General features: G+C 49.8%; 18 protein-coding genes and 1 pseudogene. 12 read left to right on the top strand and 7 right to left on the bottom strand.

Translation table 11 applies throughout. The features are described 5' to 3' along the window. The first annotated feature begins 21 nt into the window (after nucleotides 1-21). From glyQ to HRU77_09520, 5 genes are read left to right on the top strand one after another with little or no spacing between them, the layout of a single operon-like run. Nucleotides 22-948 carry a glycine--tRNA ligase subunit alpha gene (gene glyQ / locus HRU77_09540; GenBank protein QOJ20915.1) on the top strand — a complete coding sequence of 309 codons (927 nt, stop codon included), beginning with the start codon at nucleotides 22-24 and terminating at the stop codon, nucleotides 946-948. Continuing rightward, entirely contained in the window at nucleotides 945-3,104 is a 2,160-nt protein-coding gene (locus HRU77_09535) for a glycine--tRNA ligase subunit beta (GenBank protein ID QOJ20914.1), read from the top strand. Before glyQ ends, HRU77_09535 begins: the two co-directional genes overlap by 4 nt. A 1-nt stretch (nucleotide 3,105) precedes the next feature. Beyond that, nucleotides 3,106-3,645: a D-glycero-beta-D-manno-heptose 1,7-bisphosphate 7-phosphatase gene (gene gmhB / locus HRU77_09530; protein QOJ20913.1), complete on the top strand. Its 540-nt coding sequence runs from the start codon at nucleotides 3,106-3,108 to the stop codon at nucleotides 3,643-3,645. Between the two features lie 2 nt (nucleotides 3,646-3,647). Then, complete coding sequence (locus HRU77_09525) at nucleotides 3,648-4,373, top strand: 1-acyl-sn-glycerol-3-phosphate acyltransferase (GenBank protein QOJ20912.1); 726 nt, start codon at nucleotides 3,648-3,650, stop codon at nucleotides 4,371-4,373. 26 nt (nucleotides 4,374-4,399) lie between these two features. Further along, on the top strand, nucleotides 4,400-5,077 hold the full coding sequence (locus HRU77_09520; GenBank protein ID QOJ22122.1) for a M48 family metallopeptidase: 678 nt from the start codon (nucleotides 4,400-4,402) through the stop codon (nucleotides 5,075-5,077). Nucleotides 5,078-5,327: 250 nt separating this feature from the next. Here the strand turns inward: HRU77_09520 and HRU77_09515 are convergent, their stop codons facing one another. Next, on the bottom strand, nucleotides 5,328-6,140 hold the full coding sequence (locus HRU77_09515) for a transposase family protein (protein QOJ20911.1): 813 nt from the start codon (nucleotides 6,138-6,140) through the stop codon (nucleotides 5,328-5,330). Nucleotides 6,141-6,271: 131 nt separating this feature from the next. On the opposite strand from HRU77_09515, the gene HRU77_09510 reads away from it, so the two are divergent. Next, the gene (locus HRU77_09510; GenBank protein ID QOJ20910.1) at nucleotides 6,272-6,703 is read left to right on the top strand and encodes a hypothetical protein; all 432 of its coding nucleotides are present in this window, start codon (nucleotides 6,272-6,274) and stop codon (nucleotides 6,701-6,703) included. Between the two features lie 111 nt (nucleotides 6,704-6,814). On the opposite strand, the gene HRU77_09505 is transcribed toward HRU77_09510, so the two are convergent. After that, on the bottom strand, nucleotides 6,815-7,492 hold the full coding sequence (locus tag HRU77_09505) for an IS1595 family transposase (GenBank protein QOJ20909.1): 678 nt from the start codon (nucleotides 7,490-7,492) through the stop codon (nucleotides 6,815-6,817). A gap of 94 nt (nucleotides 7,493-7,586) precedes the next feature. On the opposite strand from HRU77_09505, the pseudogene HRU77_09500 reads away from it, so the two are divergent. The 6 genes and pseudogenes from HRU77_09500 (at nucleotide 7,587) to HRU77_09475 (ending at nucleotide 12,974) form a co-directional block, all read left to right on the top strand. Then, nucleotides 7,587-8,723, top strand: a pseudogene (locus tag HRU77_09500) (Fic family protein). Between the two features lie 136 nt (nucleotides 8,724-8,859). Further along, entirely contained in the window at nucleotides 8,860-9,510 is a 651-nt protein-coding gene (locus HRU77_09495) for a hypothetical protein (protein QOJ20908.1), read from the top strand. 142 nt (nucleotides 9,511-9,652) lie between these two features. Then, the gene (locus tag HRU77_09490; GenBank protein ID QOJ20907.1) at nucleotides 9,653-10,078 is read left to right on the top strand and encodes an Hsp20/alpha crystallin family protein; all 426 of its coding nucleotides are present in this window, start codon (nucleotides 9,653-9,655) and stop codon (nucleotides 10,076-10,078) included. Nucleotides 10,079-10,258: 180 nt separating this feature from the next. Further along, complete coding sequence (locus tag HRU77_09485) at nucleotides 10,259-12,184, top strand: ATP-binding cassette domain-containing protein (protein QOJ20906.1); 1,926 nt, start codon at nucleotides 10,259-10,261, stop codon at nucleotides 12,182-12,184. Between the two features lie 106 nt (nucleotides 12,185-12,290). Beyond that, the gene (locus HRU77_09480; protein ID QOJ20905.1) at nucleotides 12,291-12,617 is read left to right on the top strand and encodes a cytochrome c; all 327 of its coding nucleotides are present in this window, start codon (nucleotides 12,291-12,293) and stop codon (nucleotides 12,615-12,617) included. Between the two features lie 27 nt (nucleotides 12,618-12,644). Continuing rightward, nucleotides 12,645-12,974, top strand: a complete 330-nt coding sequence (locus tag HRU77_09475; protein ID QOJ20904.1) for a cytochrome c — start codon at nucleotides 12,645-12,647, stop codon at nucleotides 12,972-12,974. A 71-nt stretch (nucleotides 12,975-13,045) separates the two neighbouring features. On the opposite strand, the gene HRU77_09470 is transcribed toward HRU77_09475, so the two are convergent. From HRU77_09470 to HRU77_09450, 5 genes are read right to left on the bottom strand one after another with little or no spacing between them, the layout of a single operon-like run. Beyond that, nucleotides 13,046-13,483: a DUF1841 family protein gene (locus HRU77_09470; protein ID QOJ20903.1), complete on the bottom strand. Its 438-nt coding sequence runs from the start codon at nucleotides 13,481-13,483 to the stop codon at nucleotides 13,046-13,048. Between the two features lie 7 nt (nucleotides 13,484-13,490). Continuing rightward, nucleotides 13,491-14,129 (bottom strand): endonuclease III, encoded by a 639-nt coding sequence (nth, locus tag HRU77_09465; protein QOJ20902.1) that lies wholly within the window; start codon nucleotides 14,127-14,129, stop codon nucleotides 13,491-13,493. Then, on the bottom strand, nucleotides 14,116-14,790 hold the full coding sequence (gene rsxB, locus HRU77_09460; protein QOJ22121.1) for an electron transport complex subunit RsxB: 675 nt from the start codon (nucleotides 14,788-14,790) through the stop codon (nucleotides 14,116-14,118). Before rsxB ends, nth begins: the two co-directional genes overlap by 14 nt. 13 nt (nucleotides 14,791-14,803) lie before the next feature. Next, nucleotides 14,804-15,826 (bottom strand): quinone-dependent dihydroorotate dehydrogenase, encoded by a 1,023-nt coding sequence (locus HRU77_09455; GenBank protein ID QOJ20901.1) that lies wholly within the window; start codon nucleotides 15,824-15,826, stop codon nucleotides 14,804-14,806. A 44-nt stretch (nucleotides 15,827-15,870) separates the two neighbouring features. Further along, the gene (locus tag HRU77_09450) at nucleotides 15,871-16,578 is read right to left on the bottom strand and encodes an arginyltransferase (protein QOJ20900.1); all 708 of its coding nucleotides are present in this window, start codon (nucleotides 16,576-16,578) and stop codon (nucleotides 15,871-15,873) included. Nucleotides 16,579-16,588 lie beyond the last annotated feature (10 nt).

The raw sequence follows: 16,588 nt of genomic DNA, 5'->3' as shown, positions 1-16,588 counted from the left end.
GACGATATAACTCGACATTTCATGCCGACACTGACCTTTCAGGAAATCATTTTCACCCTGCAGCGCTACTGGGCCAAACAAGGCTGTGCCATTCTGCAACCGTACGATATGGAAGTTGGTGCGGGCACCAGCCACACCGCCACGTTTTTGCGCGCCATCGGCCCCGAGCCGTGGAAGGTGGCATACGTGCAACCATCGCGCCGCCCGAAAGACGGCCGTTACGGTGAAAACCCCAACCGCTTGCAGCATTATTATCAATTCCAAGTGGTGCTGAAACCGGCGCCGAAAAATATTCTGGATTTGTATCTCGATTCGTTGCGTGAACTGGGTTTCGATCTGACGCAAAACGACGTGCGGCTGGTCGAGGACGATTGGGAAAACCCGACGCTGGGCGCTTGGGGATTGGGCTGGGAAACCTGGCTCAACGGCATGGAAGTGACGCAATTCACCTATTTCCAGCAAGTCGGCGGCATCGATTGCAAGCCGATCACCGGCGAGATCACCTACGGATTGGAGCGTCTGGCGATGTATTTGCAAGGCGTGGAAAGCGTGTTCGACCTGACCTGGACCAAGGGATTGCGCTACCACGATGTCTACCATCAAAACGAAGTTGAGCAATCGAAATACAATTTTGAGGAAAGCGACACCGAATTTCTGTTTCTGGCGTTTGGCAAGCACGAAGCGCAAGCCAATCATCTGATCGAAAAGCAATTGGCGCTGCCAGCTTACGAACAAGTGCTGAAAGCCGCGCATACGTTTAATCTGCTCGACGCGCGCGGCGCGATTTCAGTGACCGAGCGCGCGGCGTATATCGGCCGCATCCGCAACCTGTCGCGCCAAGTTGCCAGAGCGTATTACGACAGCCGTAAAAACCTCAATCCGCCGTTCCCGATGGCGCCGCGCGAATGGGTCGCGCAAATGCCCGATATGCAGGAATCCGCATCATGACCAAAAACCTGCTTATTGAACTGCTGGTGGAAGAACTGCCGCCGAAATCGTTGAAACAATTGGGTGCGAGTTTCGCTGAATTACTTGCTGCCAGCCTGAAAGCGCAAGGATTGGTCATGCCTGATGCAGCGATCACGCCGTACGCCACCCCAAGGCGGTTGGCGGTGCATATCGCCAATGTCGCGGCGCAAGCTTCCGATCAAGCGGTCACGCAAAAACTGATGCCGGTCAAAGTCGGTCTGGATGCCGCAGGTCAAGCGACACCGCCGCTATTGAAAAAACTCGCCAGCTTCGGCGCCGATGCCTCGGCAGTGCTGCAACTGAAACGCGCGATGGACGGTAAAACCGAGACACTGTTTTTGGATACTGTGGTGCAAGGCACGCTGTTGACCGACGGGCTGCAAAAAGCGTTGCAGGACGCGATCAGCCAGTTGCCGATTCCGAAAGTGATGACGTATCAACTGGCGGATGGCTGGCAAAGCGTGCATTTCGTGCGCCCGGCGCATTCGCTGGTGGCGCTGCACGGCGCCGATGTCGTGCCGGTCAGCGTGCTCGGCCTGCAAGCCGGGCGCGAAACGCAAGGGCACCGCTTTGAAGCCAAAGTCAATCCCATCGTGCTGCACAACGCTGACAGTTACGCGCAACAGCTGCAAACCGAAGGCGCCGTGCTCGCAAGCTTTGCTGAGCGCCGCGCCGAAATCGCGCGCCAGCTCGCCGTAGCCGCTGCGAAAGAACATCTCACGCCCATCGACGACGATGCGCTGCTCGACGAAGTCACCGCGCTGGTCGAACATCCGAACGTACTGGTTGGCCAATTCGACGCCGAATTCCTGCAAGTACCGCAGGAATGCCTGATTCTGACGATGAAAGCGAACCAGAAATACTTCCCGCTGCTCGACGCGCAAGGAAAGCTCGCCAACAAATTCCTGCTGGTATCCAACATCCGCCCCGCCGATCCCACGCAAGTCATCGCCGGTAACGAACGCGTAGTGCGCTCGCGTCTGGCAGACGCCAAGTTTTTCTTCGATCAGGATCGCAAAAAAACGCTGGAATCGCGCTTGCCCGAACTGGATAAGGTGGTTTATCACAACAAGCTTGGCACGCAAGGCAAGCGCATGTTTTATGTTCGAAATATCGCAACTGCGATCGGCCATCAATTGAATGGAGATGCCCTGGGTGATCAGGCTTATAAAGCTGCTACGTTAGCCAAGGTGGACCTACTGACCGGCATGGTCGGTGAGTTTCCCGAACTGCAAGGCATCATGGGGCGCTATTACGCACAGCACGAAGGCCTGAGCGACGACATTGCATTTGCCATCGAAGACCATTACAAACCGCGCTTTGCCGGTGACGAATTGCCGCGCAACCCAGTGGGTGTTTGCTTGGCATTGGCAGACAAACTGGAAACCTTGGTAAATATGTTCAAGATTGGCGAAGTGCCAACTGGCGACAAAGATCCGTTTGCACTACGACGCCATGCACTGGGAGTTATAAGAATTTTAATCGAGGAAGATTTGTCACTCGAATTAGACAAATTGGTGCAGAAGGTAATTGGAATAACTGAAGATGAAGATATTCCAGAAAAATGGGAAAGCTGTTCACCTGATTTTATGCTGGAGCATTACCATATCTTGTATCAAATACGTCAAGAGTTGTTAGTATTCGTTTACGAACGTCTCACTAGCTACTTACGCGACCAAGGCTACACCGCGCAGGAAGTCGATGCCGTGCTCAGCCTGAATCCGCAATTGCTTAGCGACATTCCCAAACGTCTCGCCGCCGTGCGGGCGTTTGCCGCACTGCCGGAAGCGGTCAGTCTGGCGGCGGCTAATAAGCGGGTCGGTAATATCCTCAAGAAATCCGAAGGCGATATCAGCGATAGCGTCGATACCGGTTTATTGCAGGAAGCCGATGAGCAGGCGCTTTATCAGGCGCTGCAAGCTATTCAGCCAAAAACCGAACAAGCCTTTGCCGCCGGTGATTACACCGCTTCGCTGCAAATGCTGGCAACGTTGAAAACGCCGGTCGATACGTTTTTCGATCATGTGATGGTGAACGTCGACGATGAAAAATTGCGCAACAACCGGCTGGCGCTATTGGCGCAACTGCATCGCATCATGAATCGTATCGCCGATCTTTCCAAGCTGGCAACCTGATATGAAGCTGATCATCCTCGACCAAACCGGCGTGATTAACGAGAGCAGTGGCACGTTCATCAAAACGCCGGACGAATGGATTGCGATTCCCGGTAGCCTGGAAGCAATCGCACGCCTGACGCACGCGGGGTATCGCGTGGTGATCGCCACAAACCAATCGGGTATCGGGCGCGGCCTGCTCGACATGGCGACGTACAACGCCATCAACGACAAAATGTACAAAGCGGTCAATCACGCGGGCGGGCGCATCGATGCGATATTTTTCTGCCCGCATACCAACGCGGATAAATGCAATTGCCGCAAACCGGCGACCGGGTTGTTCGATGAGATCATGCAGCGTTACGGCGTCAATCTGAAAAATGTCATGGTAGTCGGCGATTCGTTGAAGGATTTGCAAGCGGCGGATGCGGTTGGCGCGATTCCGGTGCTGGTGCTGACCGGTAACGGAGAAACAACGCGCGCGGCCAAGGAAATTCCCGCACATACGCAGATTTTCGCCGATCTGGCGGCTGTTACCGACGCACTGGTTGGAGAAGAATAAGCGTGGCATTTCTTCGTTCAGCGTTGTACATGCTGCTGCAAATCATCATCACGCCACCGTATGCGTTGCTGACGCTGGCGTGCTTTCCGCTATCGCCGCATAACCGTTACCGCGTCACTTCGAGCTGGACGCGTATCATGCTGTTTCTGTTGTGGCACCTGTGCGGCTTGCGTTACCGCATCATCGGCGCGGAAAATATCCCAAAAATCCCGAGTATCGTGCTTTCCAAACACCAATCGGCGTGGGAAACGCTGGCGTTTCAGGAAATCTTTCCGCCGCAAGTGTGGGTGCTGAAAAAAGAGCTGCTGCGCATCCCGTTTTTCGGCTGGGGCTTGGCGATGACCAGTCCGATTGCGATTGACCGCAGCGCCCGCAAGAAAGCGCTGGAGCAAATTGTCGAGCAAGGCAAGGACCGTTTGCAACAAGGCTTCTGGATCGTGATCTTTCCCGAAGGCACGCGCATCCCGCCCGGACAGCGCGGCAAATACCGCATCGGTGGCGCGTGGCTGGCAACGCATACCAATGTGCCGGTCGTGCCGGTGGCGCATAACGCTGGGGAATTCTGGGGCAAAAACTCGTTCGTCAAACACCCCGGCACCATCACCGTCAGCGTCGGCCAGCCGATCGATCCCACTGGTATGGAAGCCGGTGAGCTGAACGCGCAAGTGGAAGCGTGGATCGAAGCGGAAATGCAGCGCATCAACCAGATCAATCCGCAGCAATCCTAGCCGTGCCGCCGCAAACCGCCACGCAAATCGCGACACTCGGCGGCCAAGATATCCCCTACACCCTCACTCGCAGCCGCCGCCGCTCGATCGGCCTGCAAATCAGCCAGCACGGCCTGCGCATCAGCGCGCCATTGCATACCCCACTTGCATATATCGACAGTGTTTTGCAGCAAAAAGCCGGTTGGATCACGAAGAAGCTCGCGCAATGGCAGGACAAAAAAAGCCTGGTGCTCGACTGGTCGTTGGAAACTACCTACCCGCTGCTCGGCGAACCTTGGCGGATTGCAATGAAACCAACCGGCGAACTCGCAATGATCCGGTCATTCGATCAGGAATTACCACAACCGCTCACCATCGAACTCAACTCCCGCCATATCGAAACCTTCGTGATGAGCTGGTATCAACAGCAAGCGATTACCTGCTTCAAGCAACGCATCGAACTTTACGCACCGGAATTGGCAGTCCCCACTCCACCCTTCCGCCTATCCCAAGCTAAAACCCGCTGGGGCAGCTGCAACAGCCGTGGTCTTATCACGCTAAACTGGCGCTTGATCCAACTGCCATTGCACTTGGTCGACTACGTCGTCGCCCACGAACTCGCGCATCTGATCGAGATGAATCACTCAAAAGCGTTTTGGGAGGCGGTGGGGAGGGTTTGTCCGGGGTATCGAGATGTACTGAAAGAGCTAAAAAAATACGATTAACTCGGAAAACAGAATTTCTATATAAAAACACAAATAAACTGAAATCTTTTTAAATTGAGGCTTCAAAGAATTGAGCATTTATTACAATCTTTACTGCGATGAATCTGGTGTTCACGACAAAAGGACTTTTTACCTAGGTGCACTATGCTGCACTCCTGAACGCGCTGAAATTCTTAAAACAAAAATAAATGTTTTCAGGGATAAACACTACTGTTATGGGGAAATGAAATGGTCTAAGGTGTAAGAAATCTCAGGGTTGTTTACAGAGAGGTTGATTGAAATAAGCGTTGAGTATTTCATAAGGGGTTGCGTTATACAAACTCTTATGGGGTTTGACGGTGTTGTAGAAGTTAATGAAACGGACAAGTTGAATACGTCGGTCAGCAGTGTCTTTAAAACAGAATTTGTTGTGCCACATGTCCATGAGCGTGCGGATCACGCGCTCAGCTTTCCCGTTGGTTTGAGGACGATTGACACGAGTAAACTTCTGACCGATACCGTGTTGCCTGCAAGCTTTGACAAAAGCATGATCGTCAGTTCCTTTAAATTCCGTGCCGTTATCGGAATAAGTGCAATCGATTTGATAAGGACATTGGGCAACAGTAGCGATGAGAAAGCAAGCGGCGCTGTATTGAGTTTTATCGGGGAAGATATCGGCATATAATTCCCTGGAGAAATCATCGATGGCCACAAACAGGTACTCGCGAGGTTCATTGGCAGACTGTCCTTTCAATAATGGAAGCCGCTTGGTATCGAGGTGAACGAGCTCGCCCGGATAAGATTTGTTATAGCGCTTCGCTTCACGCTTGAGACGTTCCTGGATGGTTTGCTCTACTTTAGCCAAACGTTTGAGGCCATACTGCAGTGTCTTGAAGCGCTGATTGGTACTGCTACGCGGAGTAAATTCCTGGAGTCTGGCTCGTTTCAGTACGTCATAAATCGTTGGCCGGCTGACGTGAAAGTATTCTGCCAGCTGAACTACCTTCCACAGCCGGGTTTGATACAGCCGCCAGATTTCCTGACGATCCAATAATGTTAAACGAGTGCGTTTGTGTATGTTCATCTACAGTATTCTCCTGAATACTGTAAACAACGCTAGAAATTCTTACATCTAAGGTTTCTAGACAGATGCTCTCTGTATACATCGAATTTTCAAATATTTTCTTGGATGCCCCTTATACACGAGTTATTGTCATGCAGGTGCAAAAAGGAGAAAGCTGGAAAGAATGGGCACCAACTGAAGAACAAAGATTTTTTAAAACTTACTATATTTTCTTGCGCCTGAATACACTTCCCTACTATAGGTATGGCATGTTTATGGATTATAAGGATGGGAAATCATATCGGTGGTCTTCTCTTCAATTTGCACTAAACAACGCCATCAAAAGGGATGGATTCTTTATAAAGCAAAAATGGATCCATACCTTAAAGCCTCTCAATTCAAAAGAGAATAGTCTGATACAGCTCGTAGATGTCATCATGGGAGCATTAATTTCAAACGCATCAGCACCACATAAGCAAAATCTTTCCGAACATGTTAAATGCTATCTCAATTCTAAATCGCATTCTGGCAAAGAAAAGATCAAGAAATTTGTTTGGTCACCCAAAATCGATCTGCGATTTTAGTCAGCAATGCGGAACAAAATCATCGTATACAATGATAATAAAAGTAACATAATGTCATTCATATTTTACTTTCAGCAGTAAAAGTAATATAAAAGATTGGGTCTTAGGAAGTTAAAGCGGGTTTAAACGTAACAATTTAAGAATTTCATGATAGAGATTATCACGGCGATGATTAAAACGAAATTCGGTTTCTTTCAAGTGCAGGTAGAAAGTATGTTCGGGCACACCATTGAACTTGGCCAAACGTCTTTTAGCAAAACTCCAGAAAGACTCGATACCATTAATATGCCGCTCGCCACTGGCAAACTCATTGTCACCATGGTGAACCCTGAAGTGCTTATCAAAGCCGATATCGACCAATCCGTCATAACCACGCCATCCATCGGAATGGATTACGGTATCGGGCGCTACATGCCCACGGATAATGGCTTGCAATGTCGCTTTAGAGCAATCTGGAACAATCTCTGTATAAACTTTTCCTTGGCGTTTAAGCACACCAAAGACTATTGTTTTGCCATAAGCGCCCCGCCCCCTTTTACCCCTGACTCGCTGGGCACCAAAGTAAGACTCATCAACTTCTACAGAACCTTGCAGAGGGGATTCAAGTTCGCAATTCTGGGCAATTCGCTGTCGTATTTTAAGATAAATGGTATTGACGGATCGGATAGAAATGCCGGTCAATTGGGCTGTGTCAGTAGCAGTAAAATCCATCGAAAAACATCGAATAAGTTGCCTGAATTTTGCTTCTCTGATTCGAGAACGAAAATAGTATCTGTTTTTAGCATTCATCTCAGAAAGTTAGCACACTTTAGTAAGTGCTTAACTTCCTAAGACCCAAAAGATTTTATATGTTACTTTCTTTCCGCATGAACATGCCATGACGATTCAACTTGAGCAGTATCAGTCCGGTCACTTCCAGAAAGGTTATGAATACCGGTATTTCCTGCCATCCACGATTAACGATGAATGGGTGTGGCAAATGCCGCAGATAAATCTGTTGCTGGAGAAGGCGGCGGTCAAGCTCGGGGAACTCAATTCATTTGCGCGCTTAGTGCCGAATATCGATTTGTTCATTCAATTGCACGTGACCAAGGAAGCGGTGATTTCCAGCCGTATCGAAGGGACGCAGACCAATATTCAGGAAGCGGTATTGCCCGAATCGGAAATTCTGCCCGAGCACCGTAACGATTGGCGCGAGGTGCAAAATTACACGCAGGCGTTGAATCAGGCAATCGACCATTTACAGACATTGCCTTTGTCGTCACGTTTATTAAGACAAATGCATGCGACATTGCTGCAAAACGTGCGCGGCGAGCACAAGCTGCCCGGTGAGTTTCGTACCAGCCAGAACTGGATCGGCGGTCATAGTTTGGTGGATGCGGTGTTTATTCCTCCTCATCATCAGCATGTCAATGAATTGATGAGCGACCTGGAGCAGTTTTTGCACAGCCGGGCTATTCATGTTCCAGCATTGATCCGCATCGCGATCGCGCATTACCAGTTTGAAACCATACATCCGTTTCTGGATGGCAACGGGCGTATCGGACGGCTATTGATTACGCTGTTTTTGGTGAGTGAGGGGATTTTGGAAAAACCGTTGCTTTATCTTTCCAGCTATTTTGAGAAGGACAAAGGATTGTATTACGATAACTTAATGCGCGTGCGTGAGAAAAGCGATATGTTGCAGTGGCTTAAGTATTTTCTGGTCGGGATTGAGCAAACGGCAACTTTGGCAGTGAGCGCCTTGTCCCGCATCATTAGTTTAAAAGCCCGCTTAGAGCAGAATCTGCAAGCGAGTTTCGGGCGCAGAACTGCAAGTGCGTAGCGCTTACTGAATGCTTTGTTTACGCAACCCGCCATCCGCATCGAAGAAGTTCAGCAAATCTGCGATCTCAGTTACAAGGCGGCGAATGAATTGGTTGCGCAAATGTGTGAACACGGCATTTTGCACGAGATCACCGGACAAAGCCGTAATCGCGTGTTTGTTTTTGCTGACTACTTGGCGGTTTTTAGCGATTAAGAAAATAAGCAGACTTGCAAAAATTTTATATGCTGAGTTTCGATAATCAGCAAAACTCGCTGTTTTGATTTACTCAGCTCCCTCCCCAACAATGATATGATTTGCCCCTAAATGTAAACCCATTGCTGGAGAAATCATGCGTGACTCTGAACCTCAATCAGGTTTGAATTTTAATTTCATCGTACCTATCGCGATGCTGGTTGTTTTATTGCTTGTGCCTTTTTCGTTCAATGCGCTGATGCATATGCTGATGTCCAAAAAGCATGTCAATCCGGTGATCATGAAGTTGCCGGTGGATAGTACCGTGATCACGATCCCGTCGGCGGTGAAACAATACGAAAGCTTTGAGGTGACGCTCAATCTGGAGACGAAACATCTGGCCAAGTTTGTCAACGAGCTTGTTGCGACGGCATCCGAGGGTACCGGAATTCAAGGAATCAGCGGTGTGGTATCACCCGACATGAAGGCGGAAATCGCTGGTGACGATTTTGAAATCGACAGGCTTGGACCGCAGGAGCCGTTGTCGGGCTACAAAGGTATCTCAAGCTGGCGCTGGCGCGTGACACCGCAATCGTCCGGCGAGCAGGAGCTGAGCTTCCAGTTGCATTTGTTGACGCAAAATAATGCGCAGACCGATACGAAGGTGCTGGGTCTCGCCGAAGCGCATGTTTCCGTTCAATCAAACACAATGGAGTGGGTCAAGCGCAACGGACTCTTGGTTACCGTGCTACTATCCGCGCTCGCTGCGGTTCTGTACGGATTGCGGCGGCGTTATATGCGGCCGTGATGGCGCCGCATTTTAAAACCCAGGCAATTTCTGGGACCGCTTGAAAAAATAATGGATGATCCTTATATTGCATTTGAAAGTGTATTTCTTGTAACTGTGACTTACGCAATGTGCTTTTTTAATCGATAAGGAGAAATTGAGTATGGCTATTACACGTTATGAACCCTGGGGTCTGTTGAGTCAGCTGCAAAGAGAACTGGATCGAAGCGTTGCCGAAGGTTCCACCGCAACCGCCGAATGGGCGCCTGCTGTGGATATCAAGGAAGAAGCGGACAAATTTGTCATTCATGCGGATATTCCCGGTGTTAAACCGGAAGAAATCGATATCAGTATGGAAGATGGCGTGCTGACCATCAAAGGTGAAAAGAAATCGGAAAGCAAGACCGAGAAGGAAGGCTATAAACGCGTTGAACGCACCTATGGTTCTTTCTACCGACGCTTCAGCCTGCCGGATACCGCCAATGCCGAGGCGATTTCCGCATCGTCCAAGCACGGCGTGTTGGAAGTCGTGATACCGAAGCGTGAAGCGGTGCAACCCAAGAAAATCAATGTGACCTCGGCTGAATAATCCAATTCGGGTTGCAACGTCATTATAAAAATGGAGCCTGCGGGCTCCATTTTTGTTGATGTCCGCTTTTGCCAAGCGGGAGAAAGCGTGACACAATGACGCTCCTTAATTTTTGTTGAACTCGGAATCAAAAATCGATTAATCCCGCAGACAGTTTTGTTCAACTTTAGAATCCCCCCGATGCCGCTCATTACACTGGAAAACGCCTGTTTGGCCTTTGGTCATCATGCCTTGCTCGATCACGCCGATTTGCAATTGGATCCGGGCGAGCGGGCCGGTTTGATCGGCCGGAACGGCGGCGGCAAATCAAGCTTGCTGCGTGCGTTGGCGGGCGAGATCAAACTCGATGACGGCAAGCTGTGGCGCGCACCGAACATCAAACTGGCCTATGTTGCACAGGAACCGCTGCTAAATCCGTCGAACACGGTGTATCAAGAAGTTTCCACCGGTTTGGGCAATATCAGCAGGATTTTGCTGGATTATCATGCCATCTCGCACGCTCTGGGTGAAGCACCGGAAAATACCGAAGCGCTGCTGCTGCGCATGCAGGATCTGCAAAGTGCTTTGGAGATCGAAGACGGCTGGAATCTGCAAGCAAAGATAGAAACGGTAATCGATAAGCTGAATTTGCCCGCGGATACATTGATCGAGCATCTTTCCGGCGGCTTGAAAAAACGTGTCGCGCTGGCGCGTGCGCTGGTGATTTCGCCGGATGTGTTGTTGCTGGACGAGCCGACCAATCATCTGGATTTTTCTTCGATCGAGTGGCTGGAAGGTTTGTTGCAGGATTTTGCCGGCAGCGTGTTGTTTATCACGCACGACCGGCGCTTTCTCGACAACGTGGCAACCCGCATCGTTGAGCTGGATCGCGGTCATTTGCAGTCATTTTCCGGCAAATTCTCGGATTACCAGCACAAGAAAGCGGAGATGCTGGAGGTCGAGGCGATTCATAACCAGAAATTCGATAAATTCCTGGCGCAAGAAGAAGTCTGGATCCGCAAAGGCGTCGAAGCGCGACGCACACGCAATGAAGGCAGGGTGCGCAGACTGGAGGCATTACGGCTGGAGCGCGCAGCGCGGCGGGATAAGGTCGGAAAAGCGAATATCAGTCTCGATGCCGGTGAACGCTCAGGGAAATTGGTCGCCGAGCTGGAGCATGTCAGTAAAAGTTATGGCGGCAAAGTGATCATCAAGGATTTCTCCTGCCGCATTATGCGCGGTGACCGGGTGGGATTATTGGGGCCCAACGGCGCCGGCAAGTCGACGTTATTGAAATTGATTCTAGGCGAGATACAGCCGGATTCGGGCGCCATTCAGCAAGGAACCAAGTTGGCGGTGGCGTATTTCGATCAGATGCGCGAACAGCTCGACGAAGAAATGATCCTGACAGATACCATCAGTCCCGGTTCTGACTTTGTCGAGATCAACGGCAAGCGTAAGCATGTCATCAGTTATCTGGAAGATTTCCTGTTTCCGCCGGAACGTGCGCGCTCGCCGGTTAAATCGCTGTCGGGCGGCGAACGCAACCGGCTGTTGCTGGCGCGATTGTTCACCCGCCCTGCCAATGTGCTGGTACTGGATGAGCCCACCAACGATCTGGATATTGAAACGCTGGAGCTGCTGGAAGACTTGCTGCAAGATTATGCCGGTACGTTGTTTCTGGTCAGTCACGACCGTGAATTTCTGGATAATGTCGTCACACAAGTAATTGCATTTGAAGGAAATGGAAAATTATGTGAATATATTGGCGGTTATGAAGATTGGATACGCGCAAAACAGTTTGAAGATAATATCCGTCAGCAAAAAATATTATCAAAGCAGTCAGAAGTTTCACCAATCAGTAGTTCCAAAGCGCCAAAGGCTCCTCGGCCTAAAAAACTGAGTTACCAGGAAGCGCGTGAGCTGGAAGCATTACCCGGTAAAATCGATGCGTTGGAACAAGAACAGGCGAACATTACTTTGCGCTTGAGTCAACCGACGATTTACCGCGATTACCCGGATGAAGCGAAAGCATTGCAAGCTCGCGTTACGGTGATTGAAAAAGAATTGACAGATTGTCTTGCAAGATGGGAAGAATTAGAATCGAAATCTGTCGAAAAAATGTAGCCCCGATGGTAATTTCCCCATAAACAACATGGACATGCTTGCACTTATTCATTGACCAAATCGGGTACATCGTTTAAAGTTCAACTTTTGAGAGAAGGAGGCGTATATGAAACAAAAATTGATTATGAATTTATTACTTGCCATGGGCATGCTTATGGCATTCTCAGGGATGACTCAAGCAGCTGGAGATGCAGCAGCAGCAAAAGATAAGTTGTCAATGTGTGTGGGCTGTCATGGAATCCCGGGCTATAAAACCGCTTTTCCGTCGGCTTACAGTGTTCCAAAACTGGGCGGACAACATGCGGACTATATCGTTAAAGCATTGGAAGGTTATAAAAACGGTACACGCAGCCACCCAACCATGACAAGTTTAGCTAAGACATTGTCTCAACAAGATATAGAAGATCTTGCTGCATACTATTCTAAAAATTAATTGAGTCATTTACGCAAGGAACGAATTATGAAGAATTATGTAATTGCTGCATTAAGTGGTGCAGCTTTGATAGTTTCCGGCCAATTGATGGCTGCTGATCTCGACGCAGGCAAAAGTAAAGCAGCTGAAGTTTGTGCTTCCTGCCACGGCGCTGACGGTAATAGCCCTGCGCCTAATTTTCCCAAGATCGGCGGGCAATATAGAACATACTTAGAAAAAGCACTGAAAGATTACAAATCCGGTAACAGAAAAGATCCTGTCATGGCGGGAATGGCTGCCAATCTGTCACCGGCGGATATTGAGAACCTAGCTTTTTATTATTCCAGCCAGCCAGGTACTTTGAATTCAAACAAATAATATTTATTTGAGCCGACAATAGACACAAAAACGGGATAAACACCAGTCGATGGTTTTATCCCGTTTTCATTTCAGTTGATCGAGCTTAGCCGTTTATCCAAGCAGTCGAAGTAGATGGCAGCATCCGGTGTGGATTGCGAACGCTGTGCTTGCCATATCATTTCCGCCAAACATTCCATCATCTGGTGTGCTGCGGCGTGTTCACTCCCGCTATGTTTCTGCAAACGGGCGAATCGCTCGCAAATTCCAATCGGCTGATTAATCGACAATTGTTCCTTGATCGCCACATGCATGCTCATGTGCAAGAATGGATTAGTACCGCCCATTTCCGGTAGATAATCCTGATCCAGAAAGCGCTCGGGATCGCTGAGAATGTCGTGATATTCCGGGTGCAACAAAATGACCTCAAGTGCAATCGTTTCAATGCCGGATAATATTTCCCGCTGACGGTATTTGCGCCAAGTTTCAAAAAATAATTGCCGCGCTTGCTCTCTCGATGGTTTAAACATGGTGTGATCAGTGTTCAAAATTTTTGTCTTTGAATTCACATAGGTGATTGATTATACAAATCGCACAAGCCGGTTTTCTTGCTTTGCAGATGTAGCGTCCGTGCAGAATCAACCAGTGGTGCGCATCATGCCGGAATTCTTTTGGCACTGCTTTCAACAGCTTCAATTCAACCTCGAGCACATTTTTTCCGGGGGCGATACCGGTGCGGTTGGCAACACGGAAAATATGCGTATCGACCGCGATAGTCGGTTCACCGAATGCGGTATTCAGAATGACATTGGCGGTTTTACGCCCGACACCGGGCAATTTTTCCAGTTGCTCGCGCGTACGCGGCACATCGCTGTGATGCTGCTGTATCAACATTTGGCAGGTTGCCATAATATTCTTCGCCTTGGTTTTGTATAGCCCGATACTTTTGATGAATTCGGTCAAACCGGCTTCCCCCAAAGCAAGAATCTTTTCCGGTGTATTGGCTTGAGGAAATAATTTCCGCGTTGCCCGATTCACGCTTTTGTCGGTTGCCTGCGCCGAAAGAATAACCGCGATCAGCAGCTCAAATGGGGAATGATATTCCAACTCGGTTGTGGGATGCGGATTGGCTGATTTCAGGCAAGCAAAAATCTCATGGCGCTTAGTTGCGTTCATGGGATTTTGCCGGTGAATGATTAGGGGTTGCCCTGTTTCTAGCCGCCACGGCGCGCTGGATCGCGGCTTGAACGATCGCCTGCTTGCGCTCATCTGCGGATGTTCGATTTTTCTCTGTTTGTGCAACGGGTTTGTGCTTCGATTCTGCCTTAGCGGCATGTTTGTCACGCTCCAACCGCAACAACTGGAATTGGTGACGGGCGCGTGCGTTATCGGCTCCTTGTTTCTTACGCGTATCATGCTTGTTTTCGTCAACAGGCACCAAGCTGATGCAATCCATCGGACAAGGTGCGATGCATAATTCGCAGCCGGTGCACTCCGCGGTGATGACGGTATGCAGTTGTTTACCGGCGCCAACGATGGCGTCGACAGGGCAAGCCCGGATGCAAAACGTGCAACCGATGCACAGTTGTTCATCAATCCAGGCGACAACTCTGTCAGGCCGGAAAAAACCGTGCGATGTATTCAGCGGTTTGGGCGGCACACCTAATAACTGCGCCAATTTCTCAATACCTTCCTGACCACCGGGCGGGCATTGATTGATATCTGCGCGCCCTGCCGCGATGGCTTCCGCATAGGGTTTGCAGCCGGAAAAACCGCATTTACCGCATTGCGTTTGTGGCAACAGCGCATCGATTTCCTCTATCAGCAACTGATTCATTTTCATTCGATTTCTATGTTTCGTGCCGGGCACAGACTACCCGGGCGATTTCCTTGACCAGATCCGGGCCGCGATAAATCAAGCCGGTGTATAACTGTACCAGGCTTGCGCCAGCCACCAATTTTTCTTGTGCATCGTCCGCCGACATAATGCCGCCGACGCCGATAATAGGAATAGCACCCTGTAGCGCATGATGAAGTTGACGAATGACTGCCGTAGCGCGTTGCGTCAATGGTGCGCCACTTAGCCCTCCGTTTTCCTGCGCCAACGGCAAGTGCTCGATGCCTGTGCGCGTAATCGTGGTGTTGGTGGCAATCACGCCGTCGATGCGATGTTTTATCAGCAGTGCGGCAATAGCTTGGATTTGCGTTTCATCCAAATCGGGCGCGATTTTGACCGCCATCGGCACATATTTTCCATGCCCCTGCGTAAGCTTGGCCTGTTCGGATTTCAATTGCTCGAGTAACTGATCGAGCGCATCGGCAGCTTGCAATTGCCGCAGATTCTGAGTATTCGGCGACGAGATATTGACGGTCACATAGCTGGCATAGCGGTAAATTTTCTGGAGTCCGATCAGATAATCTTCCACTGCTTTTTCCAGCGGGGTATCGAAATTCTTGCCGATATTGATGCCCAGTATGCCTCGATAAGCCGAGCGCTTGACGTTCTCCACCAGTTGATCCACGCCGTGATTATTGAAACCGAGGCGATTGATAATCGCGCGTGCTTCGGGAATGCGAAAAATGCGCGGTGCCGGATTGCCCGGTTGAGGCCGCGGCGTAACGGTACCAATTTCAATAAAACCGAATCCGAGCGCAGCCAATGCGTCCAAGTGTTCACCATTCTTGTCCAACCCGGCAGCAAGCCCGACCGGATTGGGAAAACTCAGTCCCATCACATTGCGAGGCTGACAAGGAATCGAAACGGCTTTCAATAATCCAAGTTTTCTGGCCAGCTCTACTCCGTTAAACGTAACGCGATGCGCGGATTCGGGGTCAAGCTTGAACAGCAGTGGGCGAAGAATTGTGTAAAGCATGCTGGGGTTTTATTTTGAATAAGGTTCGCCGATTTGAAGCGATTTCATGCAAGAATACTGTTATCCAGCACGACCCATTGATTGTTTATCAGTACTTCAAGCGGCTGGAAATTGGCTTTATAGCGCATTTTCCGGTTTTCTTTGATCCAGTAGCCCAGGTAAAGGTAATCTAAATCATGTTTCCGGCATTGTTCGATTTGCCACAAAATGTTGTAAGTGCCGAAACTCGCATGTGCAACCTCGGCATCGTAGAAGGTATAAACTGACGACAATCCGTCCGGCAGCAAATCGATGATGCTAACCATACGCAGCTGTGTTTCTTCATGAAACTCGACCAATTTGGAATTCACATGGCTTTGCAGTAGAAAATTGTGATACTGCTCGCGGCAGTCATGATCCATGCCACCGCCAAAGTGACGTTTTGTTTGATAGCGTTGGTAGAGCGCATAATGCGCCGCTTTGTAGTGCAGCGGATGGACGGTGGCGGTTAAATGCTGATGCTGCTTCCAAACACGGCGCTGCGCGCGTTTGGGGGTGAAGGCTTTTACGTCAACCCGCACGGAAAGGCAGGCATGGCAATGTTCGCAGCAAGGGCGGTAGGTGTAATGGCCGCTGCGGCGAAAGCCGGCTTGCACCAATTTCCCATAAGCTTGCGCATCGATGAGATGCTCCGGAGTAACGACCTCGGAACAAGCCAATTTATCGGGCAAGTAGCTGCACGAATAAGGATTGGTGGTATGAAATTTAAGCACAGGTATCTTC

Source organism: Gammaproteobacteria bacterium (genome assembly GCA_015709615.1).
GTDB lineage: Bacteria > Pseudomonadota > Gammaproteobacteria > Burkholderiales > Nitrosomonadaceae > Nitrosomonas.
Note: the sequence above shows the minus strand (reverse complement) of the source record. Positions and strands in the feature narration are given on the sequence as shown.

Bases quoted from the DNA above. Each gene is read 5' to 3' on its own strand.
- HRU77_09480 (QOJ20905.1), top strand. From the start codon at position 12,291: ATGAAACAAAAATTGATTATGAATTTATTACTTGCCATGGGCATGCTT.
- HRU77_09455 (QOJ20901.1), bottom strand. From the start codon at position 15,826: ATGCTTTACACAATTCTTCGCCCACTGCTGTTCAAGCTTGACCCCGAA.
- HRU77_09515 (QOJ20911.1), bottom strand. From the start codon at position 6,140: ATGAACATACACAAACGCACTCGTTTAACATTATTGGATCGTCAGGAA.
- HRU77_09485 (QOJ20906.1), top strand. From the start codon at position 10,259: ATGCCGCTCATTACACTGGAAAACGCCTGTTTGGCCTTTGGTCATCAT.
- HRU77_09495 (QOJ20908.1), top strand. From the start codon at position 8,860: ATGCGTGACTCTGAACCTCAATCAGGTTTGAATTTTAATTTCATCGTA.
- nth (QOJ20902.1), bottom strand. From the start codon at position 14,129: ATGAACGCAACTAAGCGCCATGAGATTTTTGCTTGCCTGAAATCAGCC.
- HRU77_09510 (QOJ20910.1), top strand. From the start codon at position 6,272: ATGCAGGTGCAAAAAGGAGAAAGCTGGAAAGAATGGGCACCAACTGAA.
- HRU77_09505 (QOJ20909.1), bottom strand. From the start codon at position 7,492: ATGAATGCTAAAAACAGATACTATTTTCGTTCTCGAATCAGAGAAGCA.
- rsxB (QOJ22121.1), bottom strand. From the start codon at position 14,790: ATGAATCAGTTGCTGATAGAGGAAATCGATGCGCTGTTGCCACAAACG.
- glyQ (QOJ20915.1), top strand. From the start codon at position 22: ATGCCGACACTGACCTTTCAGGAAATCATTTTCACCCTGCAGCGCTAC.
- HRU77_09475 (QOJ20904.1), top strand. From the start codon at position 12,645: ATGAAGAATTATGTAATTGCTGCATTAAGTGGTGCAGCTTTGATAGTT.
- gmhB (QOJ20913.1), top strand. From the start codon at position 3,106: ATGAAGCTGATCATCCTCGACCAAACCGGCGTGATTAACGAGAGCAGT.
- HRU77_09470 (QOJ20903.1), bottom strand. From the start codon at position 13,483: ATGTTTAAACCATCGAGAGAGCAAGCGCGGCAATTATTTTTTGAAACT.
- HRU77_09535 (QOJ20914.1), top strand. From the start codon at position 945: ATGACCAAAAACCTGCTTATTGAACTGCTGGTGGAAGAACTGCCGCCG.
- HRU77_09490 (QOJ20907.1), top strand. From the start codon at position 9,653: ATGGCTATTACACGTTATGAACCCTGGGGTCTGTTGAGTCAGCTGCAA.